The sequence below is a fragment of the Mucilaginibacter gilvus genome (assembly GCF_004054195.1).
Classification (GTDB): domain Bacteria; phylum Bacteroidota; class Bacteroidia; order Sphingobacteriales; family Sphingobacteriaceae; genus Mucilaginibacter; species Mucilaginibacter gilvus.
Genome location: NZ_SBIW01000006.1, coordinates 399,787 through 414,360 on the forward strand (window position 1 = coordinate 399,787; position 14,574 = coordinate 414,360).

Here is a 14,574-nt window from a genome sequence, read left to right on the forward strand (position 1 = left end):
CAAGCTAACCTTAAACCACAACGGCGGCGGCGGATATTAATTCTGGCCCTTACAGCAGTCGAGGTAAAACAAAGGGCGTATACGAAGTTCTTTCGCTACCAAAGCATCCAGCGGTTTTAAATAACCACTATCTACGAGCAACGTACGGCCCAACTTGGGGTGAACCCGGCCATCCCAATTCAGCAACAAAGTATCTTTTTTTTGTTGCCATTTGCCGATACTCCATTCACTGAAAAATGCCATCGTAGAATGCATTTGAAAAGTATGGTCATTACGGAAATAGATAACCGATTGCGCATTTGTACCTTCGTGACTAGCCCTAAATTTAATAGGGCTTAAATAGTCTTCAACAGACCCTGTTGGCAAAAAAAGAAAAATAAGATATATGGTGATGGGTAAAAAATAACCTAAGTTTAAATTATGCCGGTTTTTAACAACGAGTATCAACTGCCTCACCACCCCAACTACCATTAAAATACCGGCCAAACCAATTATCGATGCTGTGATAAGCACCAGCCAGCCTCACAGGTAAACATCTATGTAATAATAGAAGAACGCCAGCACTATATACACCACCGAAATAACGGCGGCTTTAATGGACCGTACTTTATTACCTGCTCGCTTCATTTATTTTTACTTATAATGCTGGATATCCCGCATCGTTTCTTGCATCTGCACATTTGAAATCTGCACATCACTTAATGATTATGTTTCTTATGGATATCTTTAACTAAACACAGTTTCTTGATATCATCTATCAAAATAGGGAACGGCGCGTATTTTAGGCGACTGCCAATCATTTCGGTGGTATTGTCTGAGTGGGCTATCACCTCTTCCGGGTTATCGCTCATCAGCAGGCGCTTGTACATGCGGTAATCGCCCCATTCAATATAGTATACCTCCCCGGGCAGGATCTTTTTATCGCTGATCACCTTTAACGCAACCCAGCAACCGTTCTCCAGGTATGGGTACATGGAGTGGCCCCATACCGGCAGCGCAAAATCGCATTCTTCTATCCCGGGAAAATTCATGCGGCCCACAGGGTGCGCATCATTAATATCGTTATACACTTCCACGCCCGATGCGGTGGCGGTAATTTCGTACATCGGGATGCCATCGCCGTTGCGCACATTTACAGGTTTATCCGTAGTTTTCTTCCCTCCTAATAAATCTCTGTATTTTTCTTTAAATATCTTTAATTTTTCTGGATCAATATTTTGGCGACTCTTGATGATCTCCGTAATACTGCTGGCATTATTAAAGCCCAGGGCTTCGGCCAGTTCGCTGTTATTATTAAAAGCGTTACCCCTTAATTGGTTGTATAAAATAATAAACTCCAGCGTTTCGGGACGGATGGTTTTTATTTTATTGGGTTTTGATTGATCTTCCATGGCAAAAAAAATATTTTAATTTATTTCTTTATTAAATAAAGATTATTCTTTATATTTGTAGGGTCGTTATTCCATAAAGGTACGCATAAATTTTAAAAAATCAATACAATGCATCAAGAAAATACAGAAACAACTTTGTCAAGCTGCCGGGCCGGTTAACGTGTTTCCATGATCAAAGCAATTAAAAAATCACTCACCTTCTTTAGCACCTAAATATGCATTTAGCCCACAGCGCGTTGCGCACTACCATCAAAAAAGGCAAACCCGAACTTAAAAACGAAGAACTGCAACAGCGTATGGAAGCTTACCAAACCGCTTGTAATAAGCACCGGCAAGAGATAGCCGCCATACATCGCTACCTACCAGGCTGGATGCCCGCGTTCGACGCCAAAGGGTAAGCGATCCTCAAGTACCAATGATCTATTTAACAAATGAACCAATAAACTATAAAATGAAATTAACCCAAAAACTAAAAGACGAGCTCTGGTGGATGATCATCTCGGTAGATTATGATTACGGTCGCATCAGTATTGCCGACCACGACCTGGGCGATGAAAGCCTCACCCTTTGGCTGGAAGATAAGCACGATTTTAAGAACAGCTTGGACGAGTGCTTGCTACTGGAGGTACCGTTACGCAACTTCGCCAAAATTATCAAAGCCGAAAACCTTAACAGCTACGAGGGCAGCAAAATGCACCCTACACGCCAATATGTGTACAAAACCCGCATAGAGGTAAACTCGCCCATTAAATGGTACCGGGAAGATGCTACCCCTGTTGAACAAACCTGGGCACGTGAGGCCATACTAAAAAGCATTTTAACACAATTAGTTGAAACCGAAACAGCCAGAGATAATTTGTGACAAATTATGCTGATTTGCATTAAATTCATATTTGGAGATACGCCCTCAGCCCTGTGATGCAATGCGGCGTTACAGAATAATAGCATATTCTGGATAAATGTAGGGGGATTTGATTCCGGTATACAAATATACCGGCAAACGAAGCATAAGCCGCTAAAAGTTGAAACGATCCATGAGTTAAGATAACAACGCGTTAGCAAATAAACACAGGCCCAAAAACAGCAGGAATAGCAAGATAAATGATTTCATAAGCATGGTATAGATTGATGATACAAAGCTTGTGAAACATCTGCTGCCGGGCAACCGTGTTTTAACGGTATTTGAACGGGAAATTAACGGAATTAGGTTACTTTTCTTTTACCTTTAGCAGTTCGCCGGCATCTACTTCTACCAATTCCTCTGTTTCGCTTAAAGCTTCGGCCGGTTTGGTGTTGTAATTAAGTTTACGAAAACGCCACATAGCAAAGGCAGGTTCCTGAAAACGGTTGATCAGCTTAAAAAACTTGGGGAAGTTATGTACCTCATCAAGCAGGAGGCCAGGCACTATACCGTTGTTATCCAGTATCTCGCGCACGGTGTACTCTTTATCTTTGGTTATCCAAATCTCAAAGTCGCGCCGTATCTCCTCGTTCTTATCAAGGTCTATCTTATCGTTAATACAAATTACCTTATCACCTGGCTTCATGGTACAAAGATAATTATTTAGGATTACACAGACTGCAAGTCGACTGCACCGATTACTATGATTTTGATGATAAGGGGATGATTGCTGGCTAACGACAGGCAACCTGCTAATTGCCTGCCGGCATCGCCACATAGAAGGCGGTGCCTTCTCCGGGGTTGCTTTCCAGCCAAATGCGGCCGCCTTGTAGTTCGGTAAATTCTTTGCAAAGCAGCAAGCCCAGGCCTACTCCTTTTTCGTTATTGGTACCAAAGGTTGTCCCGGCGCGTAACGAGAAAAGCTCGCTTTGCTTTTCTTCGGTGATACCGATGCCATTATCGCGAATGATGAGCCAGCACTCGCCGCCAATTGGTTTGGCTTTGAAAATTATTTCGCCGCCCGCATTAGTAAATTTAATTGCGTTATTAATGAGGTTACGTATCACCAGTTGCAACATATCATTGTCCGCAACTATTTTGATATCCCAATCAAGCTCGGTGGTTAATACAATCTGTTTTTTAAGCGCAATAGAGCGCTCCAGTTCCAACGTATTAAACAAGGCACCCCGCAGCGTTACATAACCCAACTTTACGTTTACGCCGTCCATTTGGCCCTTACTCCAGATGAGTAGCTTGCCAAGCATATCAATAGTACGGCGGGTAACCTTCAGCAGGTCGCTTTCCACCATGCGGCGTTCTTCGGTGTCCAGTTCATACTCGGTGATCAGTTCCAGGTAATTCTGGATATTGCTCAATGGCGAGCGCAGGTCATGCGCTATGATAGACATCAGCTTATTCCGCTCCTGGTTAATCCGCTCCAGCTCTTGGTTCTGCTGCATGATCTGCTGATTCTTCCGCTCAATAGAACTTGCCTTTTCGCCGGCAGAGCGTTTCTCATGATCGTAGTTGCGTCGCAGATAGGTTATTGTATAGTACACAACGATCACTCCTACCACATAGGCCGATGTGATATCTAAAAAACGGCTTTCGCGGTTTATATAAGTATAGGGGATCTGCTCTGGCATGTAGTACTCAAATATATGCAGGCTGATAACGACCACCATATTGCCGGCTATCCAGAAACGATGCTGTTTTTTTGGGGCGATACACAATAACAGCAGCACACAAAGCCCCATAAAAAGGTCCGTTGGCCCATAAGTGCCCGAATTATAAAGAAAGTTAAGGGCGAATAACAAGTTGCCAACAATGCAAAACAGCGTAATTGCAAGCTTAGTATCGGCCCGGTAACGCGACCAGTAGTATAAAAGCAAAAAAATGAGCATTGTGCCCAGGCTGAGCAGCGCCATGATTGGTAACCCAATAATAAAATTAAACGGAATATTATATACCAACGCGGCAATGGCAAGTATACAAACCGAGTGGAAGATCCTAACCTCCAGCGGAAACTCTGCCGTTGAGCCCGTTACCCTGATCCAAAGCTTATTTATATTTCCTAAGGGGCTCAACTGTATTATTATTTGGAATACACAAGGTTAGTAATAATATTCTAAAACACGAACGCCGCTACCGTTAAACTTTAGGGTATAAATGTAAGTTAAGCATAGGTAATTTAAGGTATCTGCCAAATAGGTTTACTATCTGATACGCAGCTACCTCCCTGCATAAATCAAACAGCCGTACAAACCCAATCCACAGAGGGGATTTGGATAGATTATACTGCCTCAATTATTGAGGATATTGCGCTTTCATTAGTACAACCGATCGCGTTATCATATTATCCAAAACATCCAAATTCACATGAGCCAACTTTTTTATGTAGATGCAGCTTTTGGCCATTTTGAATTTTCCTAACTGGGCCAGCAGTTCATCATTTTCAAATCTCCCAAGCTTAAGATACAAAGCAATATTGGCCTTGCGTGGCGCAAAACCCACCAAGCACATATCCCCTTCATGGCCACTGGCATATTTATAATGATAACTACCGCAACCTATAATAGCCGTGCCCCACATGATGGCGGGCTCGCCGGTAGCCTTTTCCATCATCGCCGCAATGGTAAAGCAATCTTTACGCAGGGGTTCGTCTTCTACTTCGTTTAAATAGCTTTCCGCGGTTTTCGGTGTGGCTTTGGTTTTCAACTCGTACATAGAGCGGGGCTTTGGTTAACCAAATATAACAGGAATTTGATTATTTGATAAAAGCTATTAGGTTGGCCGCGTATATAAATTTTACGCCACAAAAAAAGCCGGGCTATGCCGGCTTCTAAAAAGAAAAATATTATGGGGTACTTAATTACGGCTAAACCCGCCGCGGCCACCACCACCGTTAAAACCAGGACCTTTGTCCTCGGCTATGTTAACTGTAATGCGTTTGCCGTAATAGCTTTGCCCGTTCATGCATCTTATAGCTTCTTTAGCTTCATCCTCGTTCACCATTTCAACAAACCCAAAACCCCTGCTCTCTTTTGTTTCACGATCTTTAACTATCCTGAGGGACTTAACCGGCCCAAAATCGCCAAAAACCGCATTTAGTTCGGCCTCATTTACTTCTAATGGAAGGCCTCCAATAAATACTTTCATTAATCTCCTTTGTTTTTACAAATGTACGCAAAAAAGGGCGCTTTTTAAAGGGTTAAGTGGTGTTAAATAGAGGTGTAGCTTGTTTTTTACAATAAGGTGTCAATATGAAGCAACGCGATCCTTATATCGTTAACCTGAAGAAATTTTGGTGGCTAATTATTGTTTAAGCTTCAGGTTGAAGCTTCCTTCAACCCGATAAAAAGGCGAGTCGGCTTTATCATCGTGTGCCAAAAATGTAAAGAAGGTACCCTTGGCGAGTACACTATCCTGCCGGTAGCGCTGCAGATCTAAAACCCCCGCATCTCCGGCCTCGGTAAATTGAGTGAGGCTATATTGCTTAATATGCAAAGCATCCGGGCGAAGCAGCAATTGGCTACCCTCTACCCCTTTGGTAACTTCCGCGGCGGCAGTGCCTTTGCTGCTGATAGCGAAACTCATGGTGTGTGCCTTGTTTATAGCGGTGATGCCAAAGTATCTGCCACCGCCAACACTGATATTTACAAATGCGACAGAGTCTTCGGCAGCGTTAAAGGTGTAAGTAGAATCCTGTACATTTAAAGTTAAGATTCCGCTTGATGCTAAAAAATTTGTAGATGGTGTAGCGGCAAGGGCACTGTCGGCAACTGCGACGGCTTTTTTTTGTTCCACGCTTTTATCGCCCTGGTCTTTCTGGCATGCAGATGCCAGTAAAGCAAGGAACAAAATGCACGAAACACACCAGTTGGTAAACCGTTTTGAGTACATAGGTAAATTGATGCCCTAAAAGTAAAAAATATTTCTGAAAAAATCCCCTTAGCAAACCACCCGCACAAAAAGTTTAACACTTTTTAACTACTTATATAAACGTATATGGCAAACAAAAGGTTTGCTTTATTTGTATTTTTTACACTTATTTTTATTGATAACCAGATTGTTAAGCAAATACTCTCCCGCCAGTTTTAGCCATATCCCTAAATGCATGTATCTACTGCATACACAAAGCGCAACATAACCGAACCGGCTTAGCTTTAATTTAAACACAACTACCTATAAAACAACAATTTAAAACATGTCGTAAAGTTAGTTTCCGCTCATATTGCTTAACAACAATACACAAAGCAATGATCGCCAATCACTTAAAATTCGCCTTTCGTAACTTTAAACTCACGCTCGGATAATCTTCAAGCGTTTCATTCAAAGGAAACCTGCCCGTGAATAATAGCATCGAAAACAATTTTTATTTCTAAAAATATTAGCAAATACAAAATCGATTTGCTATATTTGTATATGTTTTATGCCATTCGGCATTTTAATCATAAATCAAACACCCATGCTATTTTCTTCAAACGCAGACGATCTCGCCGATCGTATCGATTGCTATTTCCGCGATATACAAGGGGAATACCACCTCGAAACCACAGCACCGGCAAAAACCAAAAACACTGAAACCGTAACCACCCAACTGGTTTGGGACAAACAACCCGAACCGGCCCTGCTAACCGGGCTGGCACTCTTTATAGGCTTTATCAGTATGGAAGATTTTGTTGCGTATGAACAAAAGGGAAAGCATAAAAAGATCCTGAGAAAAGCCCGCCTTAAGGTTGAAGCCGAATACGAGAAAAGGCTCCATCTGCCAGCACCTGCCGGGGCCATGTTTGCCCTGCGTTGCATGGGTTGGGCCGATACCGCCAACGCTCAGCAAGCCACCTCTCCGCCAAAAAAATTACGGATAGAAGTGGTTGATGCCGGCCCCCAGGTTTCGGGCAACGAAAAGGATGTAATTGTGTAACCTAAACTATTAATATGCCAATAAGCAAATACCCTAAAATGAGATCGACGGCAATATTTAAACATAACTATAACGCTACAGCGCACGTAGTGGTAAACCAGGGCGGCACAAGTTCGGGTAAAACCTACTCTATTTTGCAAGTATTATTTGCATTGGCAGCCGCCGAAACACTGGTGATAACCGTAGTAGGGCAAGATATTCCAAACCTAAAGGCCGGTGCCCTGCGCGATGCGGTGAAAATATACAAAACCTCAAAAGTGTTGATGCGCAGTGTTAAGAACTATAACAAAACCGACCGCGTGTTTGAGTTTAATAACGAAAGCATTATTGAGTTTAAAAGCTATGGGGATGCCCAGGATGCTAAATCGGGCAAGCGGGACTACCTGTTTGTAAACGAGGCCAACGGAATAGATTGGGAGGTGTACAACGAACTTGCCCTGCGCACCAGCAAACGTATTTATATCGACTATAACCCCAATGCCGAATTTTGGGTACACGAAAAGGTGCTTGGAACGCCCGGTGTGGAACTCATTATATCAGACCACCGCCACAATCCTTTTGCAGAAGAACATATCCATACGAAGGTAGAAGCGCTAAAACATATAGATATAGAACTCTGGAAAGTTTACGCCCGCGGCTTAACGGGCAAAATAACCGGGCTGGTACTCAATAACTGGCATATATGCGAAGCTATTCCGCAGGGAGCTAAATTATTAGCCGCCGGCCTTGATTTTGGCTTTACCAATGACGAAACCGGTTGCTTGCTGGTATACCGCCAAAACGGCGAACTTTGGGTAGATGAAGTGATATATGAAACCGGGCTCACCAATACCGATATCGCCAAAAAACTAAGCACCGCAGGCATCAGCAAAAACACCGAGATTATTGCCGACAGTGCCGAACCAAAATCTATTGAAGAATTAAAACGCCTGGGCTGGTACGTAACCGGCGCAAAAAAGGGCGCAGATAGCGTTAGCCATTCTATAGATATCCTGAAACGCTATAAAATAAACGTTACCCGCGCCAGCCTAAACCTGCGCAAAGAACTGGGCAAATACAAGTGGCTGACAGATCGGGGCGGCAAAACTACCAACCAGCCCATAGATGCCTGCAACCACCTGATAGATCCGCTGCGTTACGTGGCCCTTAATAAGTTAAAAATAGAGAAAGTAAAAACGCTGAAAAGCAGACTCCCGGCACGGCGGCTACCCTTAACCAGTGGAGGCGTTTTTGAAGAACTTATTGGAATAGCGTAATGCGAACCCCCGGGCTCCCTGAAGAGGGAATTTAGAATTACAAATTATCTTTTACCCACTGCCATATTTAATCCCTGTAAACTTAACTAATCAAAAGCTCCCCCTTCAGGGGGGTGGGGGCTAATAAAATGATAGAAAAAACACTAAAAACCACACACGGCAAACTGCGGGTAAGCATCCCCACGCAATTGAGCGAGGTAACCCTGGGGCAAATGATGCAGCTGCAGGATTCGCCCGATCTGAACGACCTAGATGCCATTAGCATCCTCTCGGGCGTACCTGTTGCCGAGCTGCAAAACGTAAGCAATGCCGATGATTTTATGACTTTTGCCGATGCGGTGCTTATCCTGTCGCACCAAATAAAACACCTGTATAACAGCGATGCCATACCCAGGGGCATTACTATCCAACTGGATAAAAAACAGGTAAAGCTTGATGTGATCAAAAACCTGTCGGTAGAGCCAACAGGCGCGTTTATGGCCGCAAGGGATGTTATAGCAGAAGAGATCACAACGCACATTCAAAAGTACGGCGAAGAAAACTGGCAAGATTATTTTAACCCCTCGCTTACCGCCTGCTGTAAGGTACTTGCCTATTATTTTTATTGCAAGGCTACCGGCAACAGGTATGATGAATACGCCGCCACCGCCTTTACAAACACCATTAAAAAACTCAGGGTAACGGAGGCACTGCCCATTGCCAAGCATTTTTTTATGAGCTATCCAAACTTATCCAGACCGAGAACCGGCTTTTGGCCTCGGCTGCTACAGTTTTGGAGAAAAGGGCCGGTATACAAGCCTTCGAAAAGTTTAAATATATCAATACCGTAAACGCGTTGGCCGGGGGCGATATCACCAAATGGAACGAGATCCTGGCCATGCCCTACGAACGCGTTCTAACCAAACTGCTGCTCAATAAAACGGAGGCAGAGTACCAGAAAAGGTATGGTGAACTAATCAGCACCGCCCCTTAAACCCCTGAATGGGGGATTTCTGAAAAGCATTTTTAAAACCACAACCCTCTGATAACACAATCAAAAGCTCCCCCTTTAGGGGGTTGGGGGGCTCCCATTATTATGAGAAACCAAATCGAATCCGTCGCACAAACCCTTACCGGCACGCCTGCCTTTTTGTACGGCACCGAAAAAGAACTGAACACCCTGGCAGATGATGCCTCTTTTCCCTGCGTAATGCTTTATCCTATGCAGCCAATTGTGGTATCGCCGCAGATAAATGGCTCGGTAGATAACGTTTTTACCTTATACCTTGAGTTTCTGTTTAAAACAGAATTTGGGCAATACACCGCCGAAAACGAAACCTACGTACAGCAAGCGCTGCGCCTGGCCAACGAGTTTATGGTGAAAGCAGCCAAATACCGGGATGGTGACGGGCGCTACTTCCGCATAAAAGCCGGCGAAAAGGCCAAATGCCTGCCCGTGTACAATAAATTTGATACCAATACCACCGGCGTAGGTTTAACCATTACGCTAAATACCATGTACTACGAATTTTTAGGCTAACAACCAACCATTCACTACTCTCCAATAACCACCCCATGCGCTTACTCCCACTTTTAGATTACAGCAACACCTACACCAACGGCACGCAAACCAACGGGCAGGTTTATATTAAAATTACCGATGCCGATACCGGCCAGCTGGTAAACGGCAACAATATTGAAGTACGGTTTAGGCAGGATACCAACGGCGAGGCTATCAACCGTATCGAAATCATTTCGGGGCAATACAAGCCCATTTATACGGGTTTATTAAACGATACCGACCCGTTGAACCTCCGTTACGTACATTTCACCATCACCGGCTATACCGAATCGACCGGGCCGCCGCTAGGTTCTGATGCTTTGTGCGACCTGTCTATCATTTCGATAACCATCAATAAATCCGAAACATCCCCCGGTGCCAATGACGGCCAAATAACGGCAAATGCCAGCAGCAGTTATGGCGGTATCGAATACAGCCTCGATAACACGAACTATCAACCCTCTCCTATCTTCGGCGGGCTTAGCGGCGGGGTAAAAACCGTTTACATACGCGATGCCAGCGGCTGCCATGCCCAATTGAGCGTGCAGCTAAATACCTTAAGCAGCCTATTACTTTCTGCCCCCACTGCCACCCTGCCCGATGGCAATATTTCGCGCTGGAACGCCGCGTTCAACCCCGTTGTATTCACTTACCAACGAAAAGATTTTGGAGTGATAGCCGCCACTTTAGACACCGAAAAGGGTTACACCATACTGCGGGTAAACGCGGTGCTTAATCCCGATGCATCAAACCCCGTTTTAAAAAAGGATGACCTGGTATATGTAAACGCCGAACCATACATTGGCCCCTATGAGGTAGAAAAAGTGACCGGGACCGCCTACATCACCATTCGCACACCATTTGCGGGTGATGCCGGCGGCTTTATCAATATCAACCAAATGCGGGCCTATTATAAAGTGCTTACGCGCATCAATTACCAGGATAAACAAACCGGCATGGCAAAAACAATTACGTCCACCAACCGACCCGATAATACGGGACTGATAAAAGCTGATATCTCCAACTTTTTGCAAAGTCTGCTACAAGCTACCGATAACAGTAACTACACCCAAAGCAACTACCGCGATGATAATCTCAGCGCCAGTTATCAAATAGCGTATACCGAGGAGTGGGACGAAACCGGCGAAACCAAAACATCGCCATTCATCCAGATCGATCATAACTTTTACGTGCTGTACGCAGCTAAACAACTGGGCGAACGCTATAGCGGCAACATGGCGGCGTATATACCCTTTGCTACCCTTGCAGAAGGTTTGGAAAAAGCCCGGTGGATAAGCGATTTTGCCGAACCGGCTTACAGCAACGGCTACCCTTTTGATATCGGCTTCATTTACAGTGAGGACCTGTTGGGGCGCGATGTGTATTGCGAGTTTACCTTGCTTGATATTAACCGCAACCCCTTAACCGGCGGAGCGCAAACCAGCTACTTGTTAAACGAAGACTCCTCCTGGCTGCTTAATACGGATGGTAGCAAGCTCATCATATCCAGGCAAAGTACGGGCACCATACCCGTACCTCAACAATTAGGCCTTAACCGCCTGTTGATAGATACCTTGTTTGCCAATGATGTTTACTATATCAATATCGCCCTGAAGTATGCCGATGAGAATATGGTACAGACGGTTACCCAAACGCAAACCATCCGTGTGGATGATGCCGTTGACGATAACTCGGTTTACCTGCGCTGGATTGGGCTCAGCGGCAGCTGGAACTACTACCGCTTTGTATTTAACCAGGAAGTGAATTTGGATGTACAGAACGCGGTTATCATTAAAAATTACGTAAGTGATTGGGAGAACCAACAGGGTATTGAAGAGGTGATCAGCAAAACCGCCGGGCAAAAAATAAAGGTAATGGCCGAGGATCTATCGGTAGCAGATATTAGGGGCCTACAATCCATCAAATATTCGCCTAAGGTGCAGATGCTGGTAAACAAAAACCCGGTAAAATGGCAAACCATCGTTATCAATACGGCTACCTACAGCGAGTACGAAACCCGCAATGGCCGTGCCCCATTCAGCGTAACGTTTAATATGCCTGCAATTAATATACAAACACAATAGGTTGTAATAAGTTAAAAAAGTTTTAAAGGTTGTTAGGGGTTAAAATATTGGAGCACAATGGCCTTTCTGCGAGCAAATAACCTCTCCAACCTCAAATTACTTTCAACTTCTCCAACTTTTTTAAACCCTCCACTTCTTCAACCTCTATAACTACTCCCAACTAATGCAACTCTACATCAACAACCAGCTTGCCGATCTGGCCGACGATAGTCCTGTCGCGCTTACCTTCCAGATAAATAACCTGGCCGAGGTAAAAAACCAGCAGGGCAACACCAGCAACCAGTTTAAACTGCCGCTAACACAGCGCAACCGGCAAATACTCGGCTTCCCCGACGATGTAGCCTTCACCACCGGGCAACCCTATGATAATTACGAAGCAAAAATTATACAGGATGGGCTGGAGATAGTACCCAACGGAATTGCTTTTTTAAATGGCATTGAAGGGGATGGTGCCTCCATGACCGTCCTGAGCGGCAACGTTGATTTTTTCGACACGCTTGATGCCAAAATATATGACATGGGCGATAGCAGTACTATCATTGGCAAGCAAAACCTGCTGAACGCCTATGGGCACAAATGGGATGTTGATACGGTTGTACGCTCGCAGCAAAACACCGAAGGTTATATATGGCCCGTGGTAGATTACGGCACCATCACTTACCCCTCCACAACAACTACCGATATGGTTGATATCCGCCAGATGCGGCCTGGTTTCTTCCTGAAAACCATGGTAGAGCTAATGGCCAGGCAGGCCGGTTATCGCATCAACCCAAACTCCTTTTTGCTTAAACAGCCACTGTATGATAAGCTGATCGTTCAGTTTGCCAATGATGATTTTAGCCACGGCGTTGATTATCAAAACACGGATGATAACCTGGGGATAACCGTACAAAACGGGCTTACCTACGTACACAGTAATAGCGTTTATGAAGAAGAAGTGCGTTTTAGCACCATTGTTTTAGATAACGCGCACTGCTTTAAAAACAACGGGTATGTGGCTAATTCAAATGTGGACATTACGGCAACATTTACCTACTCGTTAACCCTGGCAGGCAGATTAATAGGCAACAATCCTGCGAAAGCGCATCTTTATTTTATGGTGGGCGACCTGGAACTGGGCCGAATTACGCACGATCTTGCCGACAATGCTACCATTATAACCTCCGCCTACCATGGTTTAAAGACACCATTCGGTATGCCGAGCGGCTACTTCGGCAAAAAGGTCTTCGACAACCAAAAGTTAACGGTAGACGCGCAGTTGGTGCCCGGTGATAGGTTAAGGATCGTTTTTGAGGTGAATGACCGTGCCGCGGCCGACTTGTATTGTGAAATAGCACCAAACGCCACCTTTAATGTTGAAACAAAACGTCAGCAGGTTTTATTGGGTCACCAGGTGCAATGTGAGCGCATCTTTCCGGATATCAGTTTAAAAGACCTTCTTAAAGATACACTGCAACGTTTTGGCATTATTTGTCAAACGGATAGCGCCACCCGCACAGTTACCTTTGCCTCATTTAAAAACATTGTGGCCAATATTCCCATTGCTAAAAACTGGACGGGCAAATGCCTCGACCAGGGCAAAGCCATTAATTTTCAATTGGGCGGCTACGCGCAGGTAAATTATATGAAGTATAAAGAGGACGAAGCTATACTGCCTAAAAGTTATGGCAACGCGCAAATAAACGTTAAGGATAAAACGCTGCCCGCCACCGCCGAGTTGTTTGAGAGCCAGTTTGCCGCCACCCAAGCCCGCCCTTATATTGCTGGTACCATAGCACAAATAGTAAAAGTGGATCGCAGTACCGACGATACCGAAATTGCTTTTAGCATCAGTACACAGCCACGCATCCTCATCAACCATACCTTAAATCTGCTGGAGCGCAGCAAACAGGTAATCTTTACCAACGGCAACGCAACCCGTGTGGTGAACGATGCCATCAGCACGCCGTACTTTGCCCTGCCAGATGGCAATGAAAGCTTGGATTGGGAACAGCTCCGTAAAACCTACTACCCCGAACTGGAGAAAATATTGCAGCAAACCAAAAAAGTAGTGCGTTATTTTATGCTGAGCCCGCGCGATATACTGGAGCTGGATTTACTTATACCCATATACCTGGAGCAAGACAGCGCCTATTACTACATAAACAAAATAGATAGCTGGCGCAAAAGCCAGCCGGTAAAAGTGGAGCTGGTGAAACTGGGATAAAGAGATTCGAGGTTTGGACGTTTGAGATCAGTTAAAACCGTTTACACATCGTGTAAATCAACTAATCCTTAAATCGTGTAGCGTGTTATTACGAAAACATCCCGTGTGTTATCTCCTGCACGGCATCTTCGGCATAAAAAAATATGCTAAACGATCCCGGCACCTGGGTGATAACCAATATATCCTCACGCTTTATTTTGTTTTCGGTTATAAAACGGGTAAGGCGCTCATGGGTGCTAAAGTAGTCGGATTTTAAAATGATCATGCTA

At 44.6% G+C, this 14,574-nt stretch carries 17 protein-coding genes; 9 read left to right on the forward strand and 8 right to left on the reverse strand.

The genetic code is table 11. The features are described from left to right. Positions 1-36 precede the first annotated feature (36 nt). Together EPL05_RS14015 and EPL05_RS14020 are read right to left on the reverse strand one after the other, a co-directional pair. The gene (locus EPL05_RS14015) at positions 37-243 is read right to left on the reverse strand and encodes a hypothetical protein (protein ID WP_128534595.1); all 207 of its coding nucleotides are present in this window, start codon (positions 241-243) and stop codon (positions 37-39) included. Between the two features lie 455 nt (positions 244-698). Further along, complete coding sequence (locus EPL05_RS14020; RefSeq protein ID WP_128534596.1) at positions 699-1,391, reverse strand: S24 family peptidase; 693 nt, start codon at positions 1,389-1,391, stop codon at positions 699-701. Positions 1,392-1,606: 215 nt separating this feature from the next. Here EPL05_RS14020 and EPL05_RS14025 point away from each other — a divergent pair, with 215 nt between their 5' ends. Both EPL05_RS14025 and EPL05_RS14030 read left to right on the forward strand, forming a co-directional pair. Then, entirely contained in the window at positions 1,607-1,789 is a 183-nt protein-coding gene (locus EPL05_RS14025; protein WP_128534597.1) for a hypothetical protein, read from the forward strand. 53 nt (positions 1,790-1,842) lie between these two features. Beyond that, positions 1,843-2,253 (forward strand): hypothetical protein, encoded by a 411-nt coding sequence (locus EPL05_RS14030; protein ID WP_128534598.1) that lies wholly within the window; start codon positions 1,843-1,845, stop codon positions 2,251-2,253. A gap of 346 nt (positions 2,254-2,599) precedes the next feature. Here the strand turns inward: EPL05_RS14030 and EPL05_RS14035 are convergent, their stop codons facing one another. The 5 genes from EPL05_RS14035 to EPL05_RS14055 form a co-directional block, all read right to left on the reverse strand. Further along, entirely contained in the window at positions 2,600-2,938 is a 339-nt protein-coding gene (locus EPL05_RS14035; RefSeq protein ID WP_128534599.1) for a hypothetical protein, read from the reverse strand. Between the two features lie 106 nt (positions 2,939-3,044). Continuing rightward, complete coding sequence (locus tag EPL05_RS14040) at positions 3,045-4,379, reverse strand: sensor histidine kinase (protein WP_128534600.1); 1,335 nt, start codon at positions 4,377-4,379, stop codon at positions 3,045-3,047. Positions 4,380-4,599: 220 nt separating this feature from the next. Next, entirely contained in the window at positions 4,600-5,019 is a 420-nt protein-coding gene (locus EPL05_RS14045) for a DUF1801 domain-containing protein (protein WP_128534601.1), read from the reverse strand. A 141-nt stretch (positions 5,020-5,160) separates the two neighbouring features. Further along, positions 5,161-5,451: an RNA recognition motif domain-containing protein gene (locus EPL05_RS14050; RefSeq protein ID WP_128534602.1), complete on the reverse strand. Its 291-nt coding sequence runs from the start codon at positions 5,449-5,451 to the stop codon at positions 5,161-5,163. A gap of 156 nt (positions 5,452-5,607) precedes the next feature. Beyond that, positions 5,608-6,195: a hypothetical protein gene (locus tag EPL05_RS14055; RefSeq protein ID WP_128534603.1), complete on the reverse strand. Its 588-nt coding sequence runs from the start codon at positions 6,193-6,195 to the stop codon at positions 5,608-5,610. Positions 6,196-6,760: 565 nt separating this feature from the next. Here EPL05_RS14055 and EPL05_RS14060 point away from each other — a divergent pair. From EPL05_RS14060 to EPL05_RS14090, 7 genes are all read left to right on the forward strand, one after another. After that, positions 6,761-7,219 (forward strand): terminase small subunit, encoded by a 459-nt coding sequence (locus EPL05_RS14060; RefSeq protein ID WP_166727704.1) that lies wholly within the window; start codon positions 6,761-6,763, stop codon positions 7,217-7,219. A gap of 38 nt (positions 7,220-7,257) precedes the next feature. Next, positions 7,258-8,475, forward strand: a complete 1,218-nt coding sequence (locus tag EPL05_RS14065) for a terminase large subunit (RefSeq protein WP_166727705.1) — start codon at positions 7,258-7,260, stop codon at positions 8,473-8,475. A 128-nt stretch (positions 8,476-8,603) separates the two neighbouring features. Beyond that, entirely contained in the window at positions 8,604-9,305 is a 702-nt protein-coding gene (locus EPL05_RS14070; protein WP_128534606.1) for a hypothetical protein, read from the forward strand. A 5-nt stretch (positions 9,306-9,310) separates the two neighbouring features. Then, entirely contained in the window at positions 9,311-9,448 is a 138-nt protein-coding gene (locus EPL05_RS14075) for a hypothetical protein (protein ID WP_166727706.1), read from the forward strand. Positions 9,449-9,550: 102 nt separating this feature from the next. After that, the gene (locus tag EPL05_RS14080; RefSeq protein WP_128534608.1) at positions 9,551-9,994 is read left to right on the forward strand and encodes a hypothetical protein; all 444 of its coding nucleotides are present in this window, start codon (positions 9,551-9,553) and stop codon (positions 9,992-9,994) included. 35 nt (positions 9,995-10,029) lie between these two features. After that, positions 10,030-12,099: a hypothetical protein gene (locus EPL05_RS14085; protein ID WP_128534609.1), complete on the forward strand. Its 2,070-nt coding sequence runs from the start codon at positions 10,030-10,032 to the stop codon at positions 12,097-12,099. A 163-nt stretch (positions 12,100-12,262) separates the two neighbouring features. Then, positions 12,263-14,305, forward strand: a complete 2,043-nt coding sequence (locus tag EPL05_RS14090; RefSeq protein WP_128534610.1) for a hypothetical protein — start codon at positions 12,263-12,265, stop codon at positions 14,303-14,305. Positions 14,306-14,393: 88 nt separating this feature from the next. Here the strand turns inward: EPL05_RS14090 and EPL05_RS24000 are convergent, their stop codons facing one another. Next, complete coding sequence (locus EPL05_RS24000; protein WP_166727707.1) at positions 14,394-14,570, reverse strand: hypothetical protein; 177 nt, start codon at positions 14,568-14,570, stop codon at positions 14,394-14,396. Between the last annotated feature and the right edge of the window lie 4 nt (positions 14,571-14,574).

What these genes read in the sequence shown, in the direction of transcription:
- EPL05_RS14015 (WP_128534595.1), bottom strand. Translation starts at nt 243, where the DNA reads ATGGCATTTTTCAGTGAATGGAGTATCGGCAAATGGCAACAAAAAAAA.
- EPL05_RS14020 (WP_128534596.1), bottom strand. Translation starts at nt 1,391, where the DNA reads ATGGAAGATCAATCAAAACCCAATAAAATAAAAACCATCCGTCCCGAA.
- EPL05_RS14025 (WP_128534597.1), top strand. Translation starts at nt 1,607, where the DNA reads ATGCATTTAGCCCACAGCGCGTTGCGCACTACCATCAAAAAAGGCAAA.
- EPL05_RS14030 (WP_128534598.1), top strand. Translation starts at nt 1,843, where the DNA reads ATGAAATTAACCCAAAAACTAAAAGACGAGCTCTGGTGGATGATCATC.
- EPL05_RS14035 (WP_128534599.1), bottom strand. Translation starts at nt 2,938, where the DNA reads ATGAAGCCAGGTGATAAGGTAATTTGTATTAACGATAAGATAGACCTT.
- EPL05_RS14045 (WP_128534601.1), bottom strand. Translation starts at nt 5,019, where the DNA reads ATGTACGAGTTGAAAACCAAAGCCACACCGAAAACCGCGGAAAGCTAT.
- EPL05_RS14050 (WP_128534602.1), bottom strand. Translation starts at nt 5,451, where the DNA reads ATGAAAGTATTTATTGGAGGCCTTCCATTAGAAGTAAATGAGGCCGAA.
- EPL05_RS14055 (WP_128534603.1), bottom strand. Translation starts at nt 6,195, where the DNA reads ATGTACTCAAAACGGTTTACCAACTGGTGTGTTTCGTGCATTTTGTTC.
- EPL05_RS14060 (WP_166727704.1), top strand. Translation starts at nt 6,761, where the DNA reads ATGCTATTTTCTTCAAACGCAGACGATCTCGCCGATCGTATCGATTGC.
- EPL05_RS14065 (WP_166727705.1), top strand. Translation starts at nt 7,258, where the DNA reads ATGAGATCGACGGCAATATTTAAACATAACTATAACGCTACAGCGCAC.
- EPL05_RS14070 (WP_128534606.1), top strand. Translation starts at nt 8,604, where the DNA reads ATGATAGAAAAAACACTAAAAACCACACACGGCAAACTGCGGGTAAGC.
- EPL05_RS14080 (WP_128534608.1), top strand. Translation starts at nt 9,551, where the DNA reads ATGAGAAACCAAATCGAATCCGTCGCACAAACCCTTACCGGCACGCCT.
- EPL05_RS14085 (WP_128534609.1), top strand. Translation starts at nt 10,030, where the DNA reads ATGCGCTTACTCCCACTTTTAGATTACAGCAACACCTACACCAACGGC.
- EPL05_RS14090 (WP_128534610.1), top strand. Translation starts at nt 12,263, where the DNA reads ATGCAACTCTACATCAACAACCAGCTTGCCGATCTGGCCGACGATAGT.
- EPL05_RS24000 (WP_166727707.1), bottom strand. Translation starts at nt 14,570, where the DNA reads ATGATCATTTTAAAATCCGACTACTTTAGCACCCATGAGCGCCTTACC.